The organism is Prosthecobacter sp., assembly GCF_046154365.1.
Taxonomy (GTDB): Bacteria; Verrucomicrobiota; Verrucomicrobiia; order Verrucomicrobiales; family Verrucomicrobiaceae; genus Prosthecobacter.
This window is the reverse complement of sequence record NZ_JBJXFV010000136.1, coordinates 1-15,916: the sequence shown is the minus strand read 5'-3', so window position 1 is coordinate 15,916 and position 15,916 is coordinate 1. Positions and strand designations below refer to the sequence as shown.

The following is a 15,916-nucleotide window of genomic DNA, read 5'->3' as shown; positions in this document are numbered from 1 at the left end:
GGGTTAAGCCTGAAGCGCGGCAGCAGGCGGCTGGATGTTCACGCGGCGACCATCCTTGTCGAAGCGGACATTGCCGTCCACGAGGGCGAAGATGGTGTGGTCTCTGCCGATGCCGACGTTGAGACCGGGAACCCACTTCGTGCCACGCTGGCGGAGAATGATGTTGCCTGCGATGACGGCTTCGCCGCCGAATTTTTTGACGCCAAGACGCTTGCTCTGGCTGTCGCGACCGTTCTTGACGGAACCTTGTCCTTTTTTATGGGCCATAAGAGGGGAGTGGTGAAGGGGTTAGGCGTTGATGGCGGTGATCTGCACGAGCGTCAGCGGCTGGCGGTGACCTTTGGTCTTATGGAAGCCTTTGCGCTTCTTGAACTTGAAGGTGGTGACCTTGTCGGCCTTGTGCTGCTTGATCACCTTGGCGGAGACGCTGGCGCCTGCGACGGTGGGAGCGCCGACGGTGATGCTGCTGCCTTCGCCGGCGGCGAGCACCTGGTCAAAAGTTGCTGTTTCGCCTTCGGCGGATTCGAGCTTCTCCACGTCGAGCTTGTCGCCCACGGAGACCTTGTACTGTTTACCGCCTGTTTTGATGATTGCGTATGCCATAACCTGAAAAGTGTTGCTGTCCCCGGAACAGGGGCGCGGAGGTTTCCACACCTGCCCCGGTTCGGCAAGGGAAAACTTGCCGCGAATATCATCCGCGTGAATTCACGCCGTCGGGGCCGGTGCGCCGCCGAAATAGTGCGTCAGCGCCTCCATCATACCTTCGCTGGCGACGCGGGTGGCGATGAAGCCACCGCGAGAGTGAACGATCTGCTTCACCGGATCGACCGCATTGCTAGGGCAGGCGATCATCCGGGCGTGGCGTTGATCCAGCATGCTGAGGTCGTTGAAATTATCCCCGGCGGCAAAGCAGGCGGACGAATCGAGGCCCAGCAGGCGTGCCAGCTCACTGAGCGCTGTGCCTTTGCTGTAACCACTATGGGAAAAGCGCAGGTAGATGCCATTGCGGTGATAACCGATGTCGGGGAACTGCCGGGCATGCGTGTCGATGTAGGCGCAGATGCCGTCGAGTTCGGCGTCATTTGAGGCGACGATGCCCATGTCGCCGGAATCGCCGGTCAGGAAGGAGGCATTGGTCTGCGTCTCGACCATCTGCTTGATGGCTTGAAGTGAGGGCTGGTGATCTTTGGCGAAACGCTCCTGCGCACGGCGTGCTAGGCGGTTCCAGGGACCGTAATCGGTCCAGCGGCTGAAGAAGCCGGGCTTATAGATGTCACTCTCCTGCGCGATGATGAAATCCGGCTCGGAGTAAATGCCGTGCTGCGCCAGCCCTTCGATCGTCTGGCTTAAACTGCGGCCTGTATTGATGACCCATGCTGCGCCTTGAGCACGCAGCAGTTGAATCATCTGCCCGAGACCGGGATGAAACACCGGATCGCTCTCTGGATGCACGAGCGTGCCATCAAAGTCGAAGCAGAGGATGAAGCGATGTTTGGGGGCGGCCATGAATCGGGGCGCGCATTCATGCCGCGAAAGCCGCCGGCTGCAAGACCGCGATCATGCGCAAAACCGCCAGAGCACAGAGCGACCACAGAATCGCCTCATACATGACAAACACCGGCAGCCGCATCTGCCGCCGCCGTGCGCGATTCACCAACGCCTCGCTGGCCCAGAGCAGGCTAAGCACCAGCGGCGGATATATCGCGAGATGGCGACTGCCCCAGGTCATTACGGGCAGATCCCAGCCGAAATCGAGTGCGCAGACCACGAAAGCCAGCACAGTGAAAAACACCAGCGGTGCGGTCTCAGGGTGCAGCGCCTGACCGGCATGTGCCGCTCGCGGCGCCACGAACCAGACGATCAGGATGAGCAGAATCAGCACTGCGGCGAGAACAGCCACGAAGATACCACGCTCCTGCCGCAGCGAGTTATAGCTCCACGGCCATTGCAGCACGGCTTCGATCATTTTCATGCCGCCCTGCCGCAAACGCTCGCTGACGGCATCAGGCGCGTGTGATTCGAGGTAGTTCGCATAGCTCGGCAGCTCGCCCGCAGGCACGGCTTGCAATGACTCGCGGGTTTGATGCGCGGTCGTCCACTGACGCATGGCGTCTGCATCATCAAACCAGCGCCAGAAAAACGGCGCGGCATCGCCCAGCTTCTCCTTCGAGTGCGACAGCATCGGCCCCACGGTGATCAGGTGGCAGACGACGAGCAGGATCATGCCCAGCCAATGATTGCGCCACACCCAGAGCGTCGTGCCGCCTTCCTGCGACCAATACGCCAGGATCATGCCCCATAGCCAGCGCAGCGTGCTCACGAAGATGAAGGCGAGGACCAGCGTCGTCGCCGAGGGCAGTGTGAGATTCGCCAGCGCGGAGAAAAAGCCGATCATGCCATAAAGCCACAGCGAATTGCGCTTCAACGCCGCGACGCAGCACACCCAGGTGAGCAGAAACAAGATCTGGAACAGCACATCCGGCGAAAACTCCGCCATCGATGGCAGCAACACGCCAAAGCCAATGGTCAATATCGTGAGCAACGCCGCTGGAACTGAAAACGCTCGTGCCGCCGCCAGCCCGAGGGTCAATAAAAAGCCCAGGCTCAGCCCCATGAGCCAGCGCTTGCCGGATCGCAGCACATGATGGTCCGCCGCACTCGGTAAGCCCGCAGACCTGGGCTGTTTCGCCCCGACATTCCATGCAGCCAGCCAGGGCCACAGCGGGCGCACTAGGCCATCCGTGCGATGTGGCAGCCAGTCGTTGAGCGGCTGGGACACGCTTTTGGAAAAATCCGGCGTCAGATCAGGCCGCGTTTCGATGGCCGCGTTCAGGTACATCCGCTGGTGCTCCGGAAACACATTGTCCCAAGTCGGCCCCTGCCGCTGAAACGCCTGCACATAGCACCAAGCAAACAACACCAGACTCGCAAACAGCACCACCCAGCGACCGCCGCGCAGCCAAAGTCTGGTGAGATGCAGAAACACGGTTTTGACCGGCATGCGTGCTGCGAGGTTAACGTGAGGTGGGTTATTTCTTCGGCCGCACCTTGATCTCCACGCGGCGGTTCAGGCCCTGTTGCTCAACAGTGCCAGCGACACTGACGATCGGCTTCGATTTGCCCATGCCCATCGCCTGAATGCGATCACTGCCGAGGCCGAGCGACTCACGCAGCCAGCTCACGACAGCGTTCGCACGTCGAACGCTGAGTTCGAGATTGAAATCCTCGCCACCAAAGCTGTCCGTATGACCTTCGATGATGAACAGTGAGTTTGGATTCTTCTGAATGAGAAAACCCAGCTTCATGAGGCTGAGGCGGGCCGCTTCGGCCAGTTGATCACTGCCGTAGTCAAACAGCAGGTCAGTGGGCATCAGGATCGGTGCGGTGCTGCCGCCAATCCTGCCACCACCACCGAGGAGATCATCGAGATTGCTGAAACCCTTCACGCGTGCGCCTGCGGCGGTCGCCGTGCCCTGGCTTTTCACTGCATCCAGCAGGCCGCTGTCCATCTTGCCACCAAGACCCGGATCGAGCGCTCCAGCATCAAGCAGCATCTGCTTTTCCGATACCGGCTTCGACAATACATCACGCCGCACGCTGGCCATCTCAGCGGCGATGTCAGGCGCGGCCATCGCTTGTGGCGCGAGCAGTTTGGCCATGTCCGTCGCTTTTGGCGAACCGGGAGCGCCATCGCCAGGATCGTTCGCGCGGATGAAGTTCGTGATCTCCTTCACGTTCGGTGTGAGGTCGATCTCCTGGTTCTTCGGCAGCTCTTGCAGCTTGTCGAAATCATCCAGCTTCGGCTCAAAGGCCTTCATGTCCGGCAGATTGCCCGGCACGATGGTTTCCGGGATCTGCTGCACCGCCTGCAGCTCCTTCATCGCCTGCTCGCTCAAGAGGATGCGCTCCGGCACTTCGCGTGGCTTGGCCGGCGTCACCGCCGAAATGCCCAGTGAATCGAAACCAACCACGAGCACCATGTGAAACACCACGGACAGGATCAGCGCGAACATCATCCACCATTTCAGGCTCCAATCGTCGCGTGAGCGAAAGGAGGACTGTGGAGTGGTCCACTCGGGGGGATGGGTGACGGCGGCCATGACGCGCGCAGGCTAGCACGGCGCTCAAAGGATTGCACGCATCACTTTAAGAGTGACATCCCCCTGCCCGGCTTCGTATCCTGCCCTGCACTCAAACCACATCCATCCTCATGAACCGCCGCGCATTCATCCACACCAGCACCGCCGCCCTCACAGGCTCGCTTTTTGTCCCCAGCAACAGCCGGGCGCTCGATCTCACCCAGGCTCCCCTGCCCTACGCTCCCGAAGCGCTGGAGCCACACATCGACGCCCTGACGATGACCATTCATCACGGCAAGCATCACGCTGCCTACATCACCAAGCTCGGCGATGCGCTCAAAGCCGCCAGCATCAGCAAAACCGATGCCTTGGAACTCATCACCGACATCAGATCGCTCCCAGCGGCCTCACAACCTGCCATCCGCAACAACGCCGGAGGCCATGTGAACCACACCTGGTTCTGGAAATGGATGGCACCCGCCGGCAGCGGCCCGCAAGGCCCCGAAGGTAAGCTCGGCGACGCGATCCAGAGCACCTTCACCAGCATCGACGACTTCAAGAAGGTGTTCGGCGACGCCGGCACGAAGCGCTTCGGCTCCGGCTGGGCCTGGCTCATTGTCACGAAAGACGGCAAGCTCAAAGTCACCTCCACGCCGAACCAGGACAACCCGCTCATGAAGGGCATCGTCGAAGAAGCCGATCTCGGCACCCCGATCCTCGGTCTCGACGTCTGGGAGCACGCCTACTACCTCAAGTACCAAAACAAACGCCCCGACTACATCGCCGCGTGGTGGAACGTGGTGAACTGGGCGGAAGTGGCGAAGGGCTACGCTGCCGCAATCGGCAAATGACGAATGAGTAAATCCGAATGACGAAAGAAGCCCGAATGCCCAAGTCCGAAACTCGTCCCGCCACAGCGTGTGCAGACTACTTCCGGCATTCGGAGTTCGTCATTATTTCGTCATTCGGAAATTCGTTATTCGTCATTTCCGGCTCCGCCACTTGTCAAACCTCCGCCACCACCCCATGACCGGACTCATCGAGGTCAAACTCACGGAGTTGAACCAACTGTTCAACTCCATGGACCCCTCGCCCTTCCATGAGCGCGATCTGGATCACGATGCCGAGGAGTTCATCGTCAGTTGGGCGCAGGAGCATCCCAAGCAGCATGACTTGAAGCTCCTCGTGCATCTGGCGAAGCATCCTGCTGATTTTGCCGACGTGCAAAACCTCGTCGCCGACTCCGTCGCACATTACTTCGAGTATCGCGCCGACATGGTGCTGCGTGAGTTTAAGCGTCTCATGCGCGAAGGCCGGGCCGCTTTGCTCGTGGGGCTCGCGTTCCTCGCCCTCTGCGAATTCGCCGCCACGTTGTTCACCCCACCGGAAGAGAACTGGCAAACCGTCGTCCACGAAGGCCTGACCATCATCGGCTGGGTCGCCATGTGGAGGCCGCTCGAAATCTATCTCTACCGCTGGTGGCCCATCCTCGCCCGCCGCCGCCTCTACCAACGCCTCTCCCGCATGCCCGTTGAAGTCCACTGCGCCACTCCTTGACCTCTTGACCGTTGACCTCTTGACCTCCCATCTCATGAAACATCTCCTCACCACCCTCCTCCTGCTCATTCCCGCGTTCGTCTTCGCTGAAGACAAAGCCAAACACGTCAAAGCCGACGAAGCCGCGAAAATCATCGCCGCAGGCAAAGTCGTCATCGTCGATGTCCGCACATCCGACGAATTCAAAGACGGCCACATCAAAGGCGCGAAGAACATCGACATCATGTCGTCCGACTTCGAGGCCCAGCTCGCCAAACTCAACAAAACCCAGCCCACCCTCGTCCACTGCCAGTCCGGTAGTCGCAGCACGCGCTCCTTGAAAACCTTCGAAAAACTCGGCTTCACCAACCTCATCCACCTCGACGAAGGCTTCAGCGGCTGGGAAAAAGCCGGCAAACCGGTGGAGAAATGAATCCATCGCACGTTCCTTAGCAAGCCATGCCCTCCAAGTCGTCGCCGCTTCCCATCACGTTCGCCGTCTTCCACAATGACGAACCGGCGGATGTGACGCTCGATTTTGCGGACAATGCTGATGTCATCTCCACCACCCGCTGGCGTGTCCCGAGCCTGGATGATTATGCAATGCAGACCCGCGCCGCCGATGCCCGCGAGTTTGCCCTGCTCGCCGCCAAACGCTGGCGTCACTACCGCGACACCGATGCTGCCGCACTCACCCTGGCGGACCTCCAGCGAATGATCGCCGCCGATCCGCAGGGTGAGTTCTGTTTCCAGCTGAAAGTCACCGCCGACTGGTTTCCCGCCAGCCTCGGTGGCGCGATGGTCCGCCGCACTTGGTGTCATCATCTCACCATCGACTTTCTCTTTGTGCATCCCAGCATTTGCGGCAGAGCCGTGAACATCAAAGGCGTGGGCATCAAGATTTTGCGCGCCACCTGCATGATCGCTCGCGCTCTTGGCTGTAAGCGTGTCTGGGGCGAGGCCACCCGCGACTCCGCGCCCTTCTATGAGCAGCAGCTTTCACGGTCCGTGGAGGATCAGTTTGCCTTCGAGCGTCCAGACATCGTCACGCTCGCGGCCAGCCTGGAAGGCGAACGTCGATTCGCTTGAAACCGCAGAGCCAACGAACTAATCTCTGCCATGCAAAAGCCCCTCAGCCAGTTGACCCCGGAAGAAAAAGCCGACCTCGTCGCACGTCTGAAGCTCGACGCCGCCGCCGAGGAGCATTTCACCGGCGTACTCGGTAATCGGAACAGCTTTTTCATCGCCAGACCCGCCCGCCGGAGAAAGCCCGCCCTGCAGAAAAAGACCAAGGCCTCATCTTGAGCATTGGGAGTTCCTTATGCCCCTGCTGCCTCCGTGAGAACGCAGCAACAAGCAGCTGTAGAAGTGAAACCCATCAACTGTATCAGCCTGTGTGCCGCTTCCGCTAAGACCCGAGCTGCCAGGCATCTTTCTCGATTCGACATATGTATATCCTTGATACTTCTGCCATTCGGGGGATCCGCGGGCAAGTCCTGAGCGATCTGCCTTCAGGAATAGGGATCGCAATTTCTCCTTTGACGTTTTATGAGCTTTTGTGCCATTTGGACGAACAAGATCGAGACGGGAACTTCGCTAGACAAAAAGGCAATTTGTTGAAATGCATGATTCCTGATATTTTGCAGGATCCTTTTGCAGCGCACGCCAATTCCGTGGGAGTCGAAGACTTGGCGAACCCTACCCGATTCGGAGAACCGGATGTCATACGGCAGACCCTGAAAAATCTAGCTTCCTGCGACTCCCTAAAGAACTTTTACGAAACCGACGTGGTCACATCGGAAGGTGAACGAAGAAATCCTCACGACATGACAGCCCGTGCAGTGCGAGTGCTTGCAGATGAAGAAGCCAAATACGTCAAGATGATCAAAAAGATCTGCGCCGAACTCAAGACGGAATTCCAACAGCTTCCAGCAAAGGTACTTTCCCAAGCTGACATCGCCTGGCGAATTGGGAAAAGCGCGCATTCACTCTTCAAGTCGTATGAGGCTGACATCGGACAACCCGATGAAAATCTGATGTTAAAGGTCATCTGCTCAGTTTACAATTACATGGGATACATCAATTGTCGGGCCTTGGGCTACATAGCAAATGGCACAGAGAGCAACGTGGATACCAACGACTGCGAGGACGCATGTATTTCTCTGCACTTGGATATCTTGCGCGGCGACACACTCGTAACCAATGACACCGGGACCATTAAGGCTTTGAACACGACCATTGAATCATTCCGCAGTATTGCTGCCCCAGGAATAGTTCCTCGGACGAGGGTCATTGATTCCACAACCTTCATGTCTGAGGTCGTCTCAAGCAGGTGAATCTCCGGGTGAGGGACAGTCATTTTCCCGCGCTCACATATTCAGAAGGATGCCAAGCATATGCCTCGATCAAAATGATCCCTTCCTAAAGTTCCACTGCATCCCCCTGAATCGAAACATAGCCGCCACTGTGGCGACGAATGCGCATATTGATGACAGCATTTCCACCTGCAATCTTGATCTGCCGCAGAAATGCCAGCTCGGCGGCATCGCGTTCCCGGTGGTTATCAGCCACTACCATCTTGATTTGTCGAATAATGCGCCTTCCAGAGATGCTGCCGCTTGATGAGGTTGGCATCAGGCGAAGCTGCTCCAGTTCTTGCCGTAGGTTTTCCCGCTCTTGCAGTGCGGATTCGTATCGACGCTGCGCATCAAGCTGCTCAGCATGCTGCTTCTGCTCCAGCTCAAGCTGCTCAGCGTGGTGCTTCTGCTCCAACTCAAGCCTAGCAGCCTCTTTCTTCTTGATTTTTCTTTCATCGACAGAGATCCAAATCACCAATGCAATAACACTGCAAACCACACCAATAAGTGGTGAATACTCAAACAGTTTAATGTAAAGACCAACAGGAATACAGATCCCAAAACCTACAGCGACAGATTTAACGAGTTCTAGACAACCATCGTTCGAACTTGGTGGAGTGGCTGTTGAGAATCCGCGGTAATTGCCTTTCGCATCATAGTTGTATCGCTTTGCCATAAAAATGTTTGCTGTAATTGCATACAATTAATGGCCCATAGGGGCAAGACATTTCAAGAAAAGGCACCAAGCATGTTATGCTAGCACCATCCGTCGCACCACTTCCGCCGCGAGCATGAAGCCATACGTGCCGGTGACAAACGTGGCAGCACCGAAGCCGGCGGCGCAATCGAGGCGGAGGCCGGTTTCGGCACCTTGTTCGGGTTCGAGGGAGCAGGAGCCGTCGGCCCACGGGTAGATGGGACGTTCGGTGGAGAAGACGCAGGGGATGTCCATCGTCACAGGGCGGCCTTGCTCGCTTTTGGCGAAACCATGCTCACGGCGCAGGCTCTGACGCACGCCTCGGAGCAGTGGATCGGCCCCCGCATGGCCGAGATCGGCGATTTTGATGACGGTGGGATCGCGACGACCGCCGGCGGAGCCGGAAGTGATGACGCGCATGCCGCGTGCCTGGCATTTGGCGATGATCAGAGCCTTGATCGAGGTGCGATCGACGGCATCGACGACGAAATCGAAGTCCGTGACGAGCAAACGATCCACATTCGACTCGGTGAGGAACTCGATGACGCGGTTCACGCGGCAGGCGGGATTGATTTCGGCCACGCGGGCGGCCAGCACATCGACTTTGGTCACGCCGATGGTGTGCGCGAGCGCTGGAAGCTGGCGGTTGGTGTTGGTGATGCAGACGTCGTCCATGTCGATCAACGTCAGCGCGCCAATGCCGCTGCGGGCGAGCGCTTCGACGACCCAGGAGCCGACACCGCCGACACCGATGATGGCGACGTGTGCCGCGGCAAGGCGTGGCAGCGCTGCAGCCCCGTAAAGCCGCCCGATGCCGCCGAAGCGCTGGGTGTAGGATTCATCCATGCGCTCGTTTAGCGTCTGCGGAGCCTGAGATCAAGGATGCCGGGACGTAGGATGGGTGTGGCGACAGCCCGCCCGTCTGCTTTGCGACCACGAAATGGCCTGAGAATGCCCAAACAGTCGGGCGGGCTGTCGCCACACCCAACCTACGTGTCAGCAATGATGCGCACCACGGATGTTCACATAGAGCGAGAAGAGGCTCTGGCTGGCGGTGATGAACAAACGGTTCCGTTTGGGGCCGCCGAAGCAAAGGTTGCTGGCGGTTTCGGGGAGTTTGATGAAGCCGATGAGTTTGCCTTCAGGGTTGAAGACATGGACGCCGTCATAACCGTCGCCGATCCAGCCGGCGCTGGCCCAGAGGTTGCCTTCGATGTCGCAGCGGATGCCGTCGGAGTTGCCTTTGGCCTTGGGCTCGGCGAGCTGGCCTTTGTTGGTGGCGAAAACCTTGCCGTTTTTCACCTTGGTGCCGTCCACGTCATACACGCGGATGTTTTTGGGCGCGCCGGTATCGACGACGTAGAGCTTTTTGTAGTCGGGGGAGAAGCAGAGGCCGTTCGGCTTGGTCAGATCTTCGGTAATCTTGGTGATCTCGCCGCCGGGGTCGATGCGATAGACGGATTCTTTGAGGAAGAGCTCACCTTTGTTGCCCTCATAATCCATCATGCTGCCGTAGCCGGGATCGGTGAACCAGATGGAGCCATCAGGATGCACGGCGCCGTCGTTGGGCGCGTTGAAGGGCTTGCCTTCAAATTTTTCGGCAAGGACAGTGATCTTGCCGTCGAGTTCGTAGCGCACCACGCGGCGAGTGGCGTGCTCGAAGGAGATCTGGCGGCCTTGATGGTCGAAGGTGTTGCCGTTGCTGTTGTTGGCGTTGTTGCGCATCACGCTGACGTGACCGTCTTCGGGCAGGTAGCGCATCTGAGCGTTGTTGGGGATGTCGCTGAAAACAAGGTAGTTGCCGCTGCCGTTCCAGGCGGGGCCTTCGGCCCAGAGCATGCCGGTGTGAAGGCGGCGGATGGGGGCGTTGCCCTGAACGAGTTTTTCAAACTCGGGTTCGAGCACGATGACATCGGGGTCCGGGTAGCGCTCGGGCGTGTTGCCGCTCCAATCACGGGAGAAAAGCGTCGTGGTGGCGGCGGAAACGGCGAAGGTGGTGAGGAAGGTGCGGCGGTTGGTGTTCATGACGGTGTGGTTGTAGCGAATGGAACGGCGGATTGGCAAGACATTTGGCTGGATGGATTGATTTGGCCTACAGAACACACGGAATGCACGGAAACCGGAGATTGGAGGGGCTGATTTGAAGTCATGCCAAGCAGGCAGGTTTCGGAGTTGTTGCGGGATGGCTTCGATTGCCAATCGAAGCTACAAAAAAGCCCCGGCTGCATCGCTGCGAGCCGGGGCTGATGAGTTGCCTTGAATTAGACGACGGGAGCGCCGGGGATGTCCTTGCCGGGGATGGCGATGGGATACCAGCCTTCGGCGTTGGGTTTGACGGGGGGCTCGGACTCGGGGGTGATGATGTTGGGCATGTGCTGGACTTTGGAGTTCAGGACTTCGTCCCACTTCAATTCCTTGCCGGAATAGGTGGCCATGCGGCCCATGACGGCGGTCATGGTGGATTCGGCACCGTAGTAGGCGTTGTTGAGCGGCGTGTTGTCACGGATCGCAGCCTGGAGGGTGTCGTGCTCGGTCTGGTACGGATCGGGATCGAGGCGCTTGGCGGCCTTGCCCTTGGCATCGCCGACGTCTTTGCCACCGGGGCGGTATTTCCAGATGGTTTCGCCTTTGTGGTTGTTGGCGTAGCAGCGGCCGCTGTTGTCGAGGTAGAGCTTGCCTTTGGTGCCGGTGAATTCTTCGCGCACGGCGTTGGAGACACCAGATTGGTGGCGGCACTGGCTGTTGATGCGGACACCGTTTTCATAGGTGTACTCGACGTAATGGTGATCGTAGATCTGGCCGAATTTGGCCTCGGTGCGCTGCATGCGGCCGCCCATGCCCTGGGCGCTGACGGGATGGCCGCCGAGGAACCAGTTGGCGACGTCGATGTTGTGAATGTGCTGCTCGTTGATGTGGTCGCCGCAGAGCCAGGTGAAGAAGTACCAGTTGTTGATCTGATACATGAGTTCGGACTGGTCAGGGCGCTTGTCGCGGAACCAGATGCCGCCGCCGTTCCAGTAAACCTGGCCGCCGGTGATGTCGCCGATGATACCCTGCTCCTTGACCTGGGTGAGAGCTTCCTTGTAGCAGTTCTGGTAACGACGCTGAAGACCGACGACGACCTTGAGGTTCTTTTCATCGGCAACTTTGGCCATTTCGAGCACCTTGCGCACGCCGGGGGCATCGACAGCGACAGGTTTTTCCATGAAGATGTTTTTGCCGGCATTCACCGCAGCTTCGAAGTGATACGGGCGGAAGCCGGGAGGCGTAGTGAGGATGACGAGATCGCAGCAGTCGATGACTTTCTTGTAGGCATCGGGACCGGCGAAGACGCGGGAGTCATCGACCTTCACCTTGTCGGGGCTCTTGTTGCGCAGGTTGCTGAGAGCGCCATCGGCCTTTTCTTTGAAGGCGTCGGCGACGGCATGCAGTGTAATGCCAGACTGCGAGGTACTGAGGGCCTGGCCAGCAGCGCCTGAGCCGCGACCGCCGCAGCCGATGAGGCCGACTTTGATTTCATCGCTGCCTGCGGCCCAGGCGGATTGCGCGACGGTGAGGGCGCTGGCGGCGGCAGTGGTGCCGATGAATTGGCGGCGCGATGTGGGCGCTGCCGGGGTGGTGGTTGGTGTGTTCATGTGGGTGATTGGGTTGATGGATGGGCTTTGAATCAGGCGAGGGCGTTTTTGATGAGGGCGAAGCCTTCGGTGTAAACTTGCTCGGTGCTGGGGAAGAAATCGCGCCAGACGCGAGTGGCGGCGGCTAGATCTGGCAGGGCGCTGCCGAAGGCCTCGATGGTCATCCAGCCGTCGTAGCCGATCTTTTTGAGGTGCTTGATCTGCTCCACGATGTTGATGTGGCCGCGACCGGGAGTGCCACGGTCGTTTTCGGAGATGTGGACGTGGTTGAGCTTGCCGGTGGCGAAGACAGTGTCGATGGCCTGCATCGGGTTCTTTTCTTCGATGTTGGCGTGGAAGGTGTCGTACATCGTGCCGAAGTTCGGATGATCGACGCGCTGTACATAAGCGGCGGCCTGCTCCATGGTGTTGAGCAGATGGGCCTCGAAGCGATTCAACGCTTCGATGGCGCATTTCACACCTGCGGCCTGGGCGACGGGAGCGATTGCGCGATGAACTTCAGCGGCACCGGCGAGTTCGGCCTCGGATGGGAATGCACCGGTGAACTGGCCGAGCACCTGATAGTAAGGGCCGCAAAGCGTCTGCACACCGGCGTTGTGGGCACATTCGAGCACACGCTTCAGATGATCGATGGCTCCCTGGCGATTGGCGGCAACGACGCTGATCGCGTTGTGCGCCTCGTCGGGAAGGACAGTGACGGCGGTGCATTGCAGGCCGTTGTCCTTGAGCACCTGGCCGATGTTTTTGAAGTGCGCCGGGTTGCTGACATCGAAGATCGGCAGTTCAACGCCATCGTAACCGGTGGCCTTGAGTTTTTCGATGACTGGGTAGTTCGCCTCGGTGACGTGGCCGGTGTAGAGCAGGAGATTGAAGCCGATTTTCATGGGTGGGGCTTGAAGCTAGGGAATGGCAGGCGAATTGGCAAGGTCTGTGTCGGAAGATTTGCCGGGCATGCGAAAACGAGGTTGGACAGCACTCTGTTTCGCCCAAGTCGCCGAATCGCAACGCGGACGCAAAGGCGGCAAAATTGGCATTGAGAAAGACTGCGCCCGATTTCATTAGTGCGGTGGTCGCTTGCCAATGAGGTTTGTAGGCCGGAATATCCCAAAAATCATGACTGCATTTCGTTTCATCGCCCTGTCAGCCTCCTGTCTCGCTCTGGCTTCCTGTGACAACATGAAGAAATCCAGCAGCAGCGATCCATACGCCTCGAATTACGGCAACGACGGCCACTACAACCCGTATCCAGGCCAGAGCGGCTACGCGGCGTCCACTCCCAAGTACCAAACACCACCGGCTCCGATGGCTCCAGTACAGCCTGAACCGCCAGCCGATCCTTACGCTTTCAGCGGATCGAAGAAGACAACAGCGACCAGCCCTTCCCCCACTCCCAAAAAGACGGTCGCTTCCAACAGTTCGACGAAGAAGAAGTCCACACCTGCGAAATCGACCGCCAAAAAATCCTCCGGATCAAAGTACACCGTGGCCAAAGGGGACACACTGTCCGCCATCGCACGAAAGAAAGGCAGCACAGTGGCGAAGATTAAAGCCGCCAATGATCTCAGCGGCGATCTGATCCGTCCAGGGCAGAGCTTGAAAGTCCCCTGACTCAACACGCGGTGCTTTTTTCGTCCCAAACGGCCTTTGACTCGAATAAATCTCCGGTCCAAACCGTCAATCCTCTGCCATTCCAATCCATGCCTGCCTCAGCCGCGCCTGACCTTGGCGAAGTCCCTGACATCGACTTGGTTAAACGCAGCCAAACAGGCGACACACGGGCTTTTGACGTTCTCGTCACTCGCTATCGTGGAAGGATTTATGCCATGACCTATCATCTCATCCAGAACGAAACCGAAGCCTGGGACCTCGCCCAGGAAGCCTTCATCAAGGCATGGCGTGCGCTACCAAGTTTCAAGCTGGATGCTGGGTTCTACACTTGGCTGTATCGGATTGCCCACAACGTCAGCTATGACTGGCTGCGGAAGAAGAAAATCCAAGGCGACGGCGAATTCGATGACGAACACACCGCCCACCGTGCAGCGGCAGGTGCGGAGACCGCCCCGAAAGGTGACCCCGCTCCCGATATGGCCATGCGCAATGCCGAAGTCGGCCAACGTATCCAGGCGGCCATTGCCAAGCTGTCACCCGAACACCGGCAGGTCATCGTCCTGCGCGAAGTTGAAGGACTCGCGTATGACGAAATCGCCGAGATGATCCCCTGTTCGCTCGGCACCGTGATGTCGCGCCTGTTTTACGCACGCAAGAAACTTCAAGAACAACTCAAAGACGTTTATGAAACCACCCTCTGAAAATCATGATCTCACTCGCTGGCTTGATGGCGAGATAAACGAATCGGAGCGAGCTTCGTTTGAGGAGCGACTTAAACACGATCCGGCGCTTGCCAAGGAAGCACAGGAACTGCGCGCATTGAGCGCAACTCTTCGTTCCCATTTGTCTGCTGAAATAAAAATGCCACATGCGGACTTTTTTAACTCGCAGATCCAGGTTCGTATTTCGCAAATGGAAGCTGACGAGCCACGTTCAAAGCAATCGGCAGCGCTAGACTGGGCGACTTTGCTCCATTGGCTGCGTCAACCGTGGTTTGCGGCAGCAGGCGCCGTGGCGCTGGCCGTGTTGAGCTTTGTGTTGTTCCGCCCTGCTTCAGACGCCCCAACCAAAAGCACCATCCTCAGCTCGTACACACCCAACACCCATGTGCGCGCCCACACTTTTCATGATGAAGCTGCAGACGCCACCGTCTTGATGCTTGATGGCCTTGATGCTGTGCCTGCGAAGAAAAAGATTTCAGGAATCAGCGCTCAACGCAGTGAAATAGAAACCGAATTCGCTTCAACTACGCTTTACGATGCTACAGGTGCCCGCTTGCTCATGATTTCACGCGACGCAGTTGGTACTCCACTGATCTGGACCAAAGCCCCCCGCGGATGAAATCCTACCTGCCAGCTCTGTGTCTGCTTTGCCTGTGCGCGGCAACCTGCGCACAGGAACCACCCGCCTCGCCTCAGTCACTTTCCGCAATCAAGCCTGCGACTGATGGCCGCGTCTGGGGCGCCCTCATTTTTGCCACCAACGATACCGCGCAGCTCACTGGCGCACGCGAGCAGACACCTGCTCATTTGCCGAAGTTAAATGAGCGGCTCGCCAAAGTTTTCCACTTCAAGCATTTCGAAATTCTCGGCCAGCATCAACAGGATATTTTCCGCGAGTATGAGTCCTGGGTCGTTCCTTCGCGGGATTTGTTCATGAAGATCGATTCCAAAGGGCCGGCGGACAAAAACGGAGTCAATTTGCATCTACAGGTTTGGCGGGAACAACAAGTGCTGGTCAAAAGCGATGCCGTTTTGCGTGCCGGCAGCCCGCTTTTCATCGGTGGCCCACCATGGAAGGATGGACGCTTGATTTTCGTCCTGTCGCTGGATCGCAAGTAGGTGCGAGTCTATTTGAAGTGAAGCACAAGAGCAGCATCGTAGCGAATGATGCCCGCCTCGAAGCCAGTTATACGACAGTTGCAGCTTGTCATGACATGGCACAAAAAACCCCGCATCTCTTGCGAGATGCGGGGTGATGTTTAATCTGGCAACGTCCTACTTT

Annotated in this window: 20 protein-coding genes; 10 read left to right on the top strand and 10 right to left on the bottom strand. The window is 58.2% G+C overall.

Annotated elements, in window-relative coordinates; translation table 11 throughout:
• Positions 1-3 precede the first annotated feature (3 nt).
• From rpmA to ACKVY0_RS17365, 5 genes are all read right to left on the bottom strand, one after another.
• Positions 4-267: a 50S ribosomal protein L27 gene (rpmA, locus tag ACKVY0_RS17385; RefSeq protein ID WP_409216093.1), complete on the bottom strand. Its 264-nt coding sequence runs from the start codon at positions 265-267 to the stop codon at positions 4-6.
• Positions 268-288: 21 nt separating this feature from the next.
• A complete protein-coding gene (gene rplU, locus ACKVY0_RS17380; protein WP_409216092.1) occupies positions 289-603 on the bottom strand; it encodes a 50S ribosomal protein L21 in 315 nt (104 codons plus the stop codon).
• A gap of 102 nt (positions 604-705) precedes the next feature.
• Positions 706-1,506 carry an HAD family hydrolase gene (locus ACKVY0_RS17375; RefSeq protein WP_409216091.1) on the bottom strand — a complete coding sequence of 267 codons (801 nt, stop codon included), beginning with the start codon at positions 1,504-1,506 and terminating at the stop codon, positions 706-708.
• Between the two features lie 16 nt (positions 1,507-1,522).
• Entirely contained in the window at positions 1,523-3,001 is a 1,479-nt protein-coding gene (locus ACKVY0_RS17370; protein WP_409216090.1) for a hypothetical protein, read from the bottom strand.
• 28 nt (positions 3,002-3,029) lie between these two features.
• Positions 3,030-4,100 carry an OmpA family protein gene (locus ACKVY0_RS17365; RefSeq protein WP_409216089.1) on the bottom strand — a complete coding sequence of 357 codons (1,071 nt, stop codon included), beginning with the start codon at positions 4,098-4,100 and terminating at the stop codon, positions 3,030-3,032.
• A gap of 110 nt (positions 4,101-4,210) precedes the next feature.
• Here ACKVY0_RS17365 and ACKVY0_RS17360 point away from each other — a divergent pair, with 110 nt between their 5' ends.
• The 6 genes from ACKVY0_RS17360 (at position 4,211) to ACKVY0_RS17335 (ending at position 7,951) form a co-directional block, all read left to right on the top strand.
• Entirely contained in the window at positions 4,211-4,930 is a 720-nt protein-coding gene (locus tag ACKVY0_RS17360; RefSeq protein WP_409216088.1) for a superoxide dismutase, read from the top strand.
• Between the two features lie 175 nt (positions 4,931-5,105).
• Positions 5,106-5,636, top strand: a complete 531-nt coding sequence (locus ACKVY0_RS17355) for a hypothetical protein (protein WP_409216087.1) — start codon at positions 5,106-5,108, stop codon at positions 5,634-5,636.
• A 34-nt stretch (positions 5,637-5,670) separates the two neighbouring features.
• Positions 5,671-6,048 (top strand): rhodanese-like domain-containing protein, encoded by a 378-nt coding sequence (locus tag ACKVY0_RS17350; protein ID WP_409216086.1) that lies wholly within the window; start codon positions 5,671-5,673, stop codon positions 6,046-6,048.
• Positions 6,049-6,074: 26 nt separating this feature from the next.
• Positions 6,075-6,704 carry a hypothetical protein gene (locus ACKVY0_RS17345; protein ID WP_409216085.1) on the top strand — a complete coding sequence of 210 codons (630 nt, stop codon included), beginning with the start codon at positions 6,075-6,077 and terminating at the stop codon, positions 6,702-6,704.
• A gap of 30 nt (positions 6,705-6,734) precedes the next feature.
• Positions 6,735-6,920, top strand: a complete 186-nt coding sequence (locus ACKVY0_RS17340) for a hypothetical protein (RefSeq protein WP_409216084.1) — start codon at positions 6,735-6,737, stop codon at positions 6,918-6,920.
• 143 nt (positions 6,921-7,063) lie between these two features.
• Positions 7,064-7,951: a hypothetical protein gene (locus tag ACKVY0_RS17335; RefSeq protein WP_409216083.1), complete on the top strand. Its 888-nt coding sequence runs from the start codon at positions 7,064-7,066 to the stop codon at positions 7,949-7,951.
• An 85-nt stretch (positions 7,952-8,036) separates the two neighbouring features.
• Here the strand turns inward: ACKVY0_RS17335 and ACKVY0_RS17330 are convergent, their stop codons facing one another.
• From ACKVY0_RS17330 to ACKVY0_RS17310, 5 genes are all read right to left on the bottom strand, one after another.
• Positions 8,037-8,648, bottom strand: coding sequence for a hypothetical protein (locus ACKVY0_RS17330; RefSeq protein WP_409216082.1), 612 nt, complete (start codon positions 8,646-8,648; stop codon positions 8,037-8,039).
• 75 nt (positions 8,649-8,723) lie between these two features.
• Positions 8,724-9,515: a ThiF family adenylyltransferase gene (locus ACKVY0_RS17325; protein WP_409216081.1), complete on the bottom strand. Its 792-nt coding sequence runs from the start codon at positions 9,513-9,515 to the stop codon at positions 8,724-8,726.
• 150 nt (positions 9,516-9,665) lie between these two features.
• Positions 9,666-10,694: an SMP-30/gluconolactonase/LRE family protein gene (locus ACKVY0_RS17320; protein WP_409216080.1), complete on the bottom strand. Its 1,029-nt coding sequence runs from the start codon at positions 10,692-10,694 to the stop codon at positions 9,666-9,668.
• 236 nt (positions 10,695-10,930) lie between these two features.
• Positions 10,931-12,304: a Gfo/Idh/MocA family protein gene (locus tag ACKVY0_RS17315; RefSeq protein ID WP_409216079.1), complete on the bottom strand. Its 1,374-nt coding sequence runs from the start codon at positions 12,302-12,304 to the stop codon at positions 10,931-10,933.
• Positions 12,305-12,336: 32 nt separating this feature from the next.
• Positions 12,337-13,188 (bottom strand): sugar phosphate isomerase/epimerase family protein, encoded by an 852-nt coding sequence (locus ACKVY0_RS17310; protein WP_409216078.1) that lies wholly within the window; start codon positions 13,186-13,188, stop codon positions 12,337-12,339.
• A 229-nt stretch (positions 13,189-13,417) separates the two neighbouring features.
• Here ACKVY0_RS17310 and ACKVY0_RS17305 point away from each other — a divergent pair, with 229 nt between their 5' ends.
• The 4 genes from ACKVY0_RS17305 (at position 13,418) to ACKVY0_RS17290 (ending at position 15,753) form a co-directional block, all read left to right on the top strand.
• Entirely contained in the window at positions 13,418-13,912 is a 495-nt protein-coding gene (locus ACKVY0_RS17305; protein ID WP_409216077.1) for a LysM peptidoglycan-binding domain-containing protein, read from the top strand.
• A gap of 89 nt (positions 13,913-14,001) precedes the next feature.
• Complete coding sequence (locus ACKVY0_RS17300) at positions 14,002-14,613, top strand: sigma-70 family RNA polymerase sigma factor (protein ID WP_409216076.1); 612 nt, start codon at positions 14,002-14,004, stop codon at positions 14,611-14,613.
• Entirely contained in the window at positions 14,597-15,253 is a 657-nt protein-coding gene (locus ACKVY0_RS17295; protein ID WP_409216075.1) for an anti-sigma factor family protein, read from the top strand. Before ACKVY0_RS17300 ends, ACKVY0_RS17295 begins: the two co-directional genes overlap by 17 nt.
• The gene (locus ACKVY0_RS17290) at positions 15,250-15,753 is read left to right on the top strand and encodes a hypothetical protein (protein ID WP_409216074.1); all 504 of its coding nucleotides are present in this window, start codon (positions 15,250-15,252) and stop codon (positions 15,751-15,753) included. The genes ACKVY0_RS17295 and ACKVY0_RS17290 overlap by 4 nt, the downstream gene beginning before the upstream one ends.
• Positions 15,754-15,916 lie beyond the last annotated feature (163 nt).

Excerpts from the sequence above, each read along its gene's own strand:
- ACKVY0_RS17330 (WP_409216082.1), bottom strand. The coding sequence starts at position 8,648 with ATGGCAAAGCGATACAACTATGATGCGAAAGGCAATTACCGCGGATTC.
- ACKVY0_RS17290 (WP_409216074.1), top strand. The coding sequence starts at position 15,250 with ATGAAATCCTACCTGCCAGCTCTGTGTCTGCTTTGCCTGTGCGCGGCA.
- ACKVY0_RS17315 (WP_409216079.1), bottom strand. The coding sequence starts at position 12,304 with ATGAACACACCAACCACCACCCCGGCAGCGCCCACATCGCGCCGCCAA.
- ACKVY0_RS17350 (WP_409216086.1), top strand. The coding sequence starts at position 5,671 with ATGAAACATCTCCTCACCACCCTCCTCCTGCTCATTCCCGCGTTCGTC.
- ACKVY0_RS17365 (WP_409216089.1), bottom strand. The coding sequence starts at position 4,100 with ATGGCCGCCGTCACCCATCCCCCCGAGTGGACCACTCCACAGTCCTCC.
- ACKVY0_RS17340 (WP_409216084.1), top strand. The coding sequence starts at position 6,735 with ATGCAAAAGCCCCTCAGCCAGTTGACCCCGGAAGAAAAAGCCGACCTC.
- ACKVY0_RS17320 (WP_409216080.1), bottom strand. The coding sequence starts at position 10,694 with ATGAACACCAACCGCCGCACCTTCCTCACCACCTTCGCCGTTTCCGCC.
- ACKVY0_RS17310 (WP_409216078.1), bottom strand. The coding sequence starts at position 13,188 with ATGAAAATCGGCTTCAATCTCCTGCTCTACACCGGCCACGTCACCGAG.
- ACKVY0_RS17375 (WP_409216091.1), bottom strand. The coding sequence starts at position 1,506 with ATGGCCGCCCCCAAACATCGCTTCATCCTCTGCTTCGACTTTGATGGC.
- ACKVY0_RS17300 (WP_409216076.1), top strand. The coding sequence starts at position 14,002 with ATGCCTGCCTCAGCCGCGCCTGACCTTGGCGAAGTCCCTGACATCGAC.
- ACKVY0_RS17370 (WP_409216090.1), bottom strand. The coding sequence starts at position 3,001 with ATGCCGGTCAAAACCGTGTTTCTGCATCTCACCAGACTTTGGCTGCGC.
- ACKVY0_RS17355 (WP_409216087.1), top strand. The coding sequence starts at position 5,106 with ATGACCGGACTCATCGAGGTCAAACTCACGGAGTTGAACCAACTGTTC.
- ACKVY0_RS17345 (WP_409216085.1), top strand. The coding sequence starts at position 6,075 with ATGCCCTCCAAGTCGTCGCCGCTTCCCATCACGTTCGCCGTCTTCCAC.
- ACKVY0_RS17335 (WP_409216083.1), top strand. The coding sequence starts at position 7,064 with ATGTATATCCTTGATACTTCTGCCATTCGGGGGATCCGCGGGCAAGTC.
- ACKVY0_RS17360 (WP_409216088.1), top strand. The coding sequence starts at position 4,211 with ATGAACCGCCGCGCATTCATCCACACCAGCACCGCCGCCCTCACAGGC.
- ACKVY0_RS17295 (WP_409216075.1), top strand. The coding sequence starts at position 14,597 with ATGAAACCACCCTCTGAAAATCATGATCTCACTCGCTGGCTTGATGGC.
- rplU (WP_409216092.1), bottom strand. The coding sequence starts at position 603 with ATGGCATACGCAATCATCAAAACAGGCGGTAAACAGTACAAGGTCTCC.
- rpmA (WP_409216093.1), bottom strand. The coding sequence starts at position 267 with ATGGCCCATAAAAAAGGACAAGGTTCCGTCAAGAACGGTCGCGACAGC.
- ACKVY0_RS17325 (WP_409216081.1), bottom strand. The coding sequence starts at position 9,515 with ATGGATGAATCCTACACCCAGCGCTTCGGCGGCATCGGGCGGCTTTAC.
- ACKVY0_RS17305 (WP_409216077.1), top strand. The coding sequence starts at position 13,418 with ATGACTGCATTTCGTTTCATCGCCCTGTCAGCCTCCTGTCTCGCTCTG.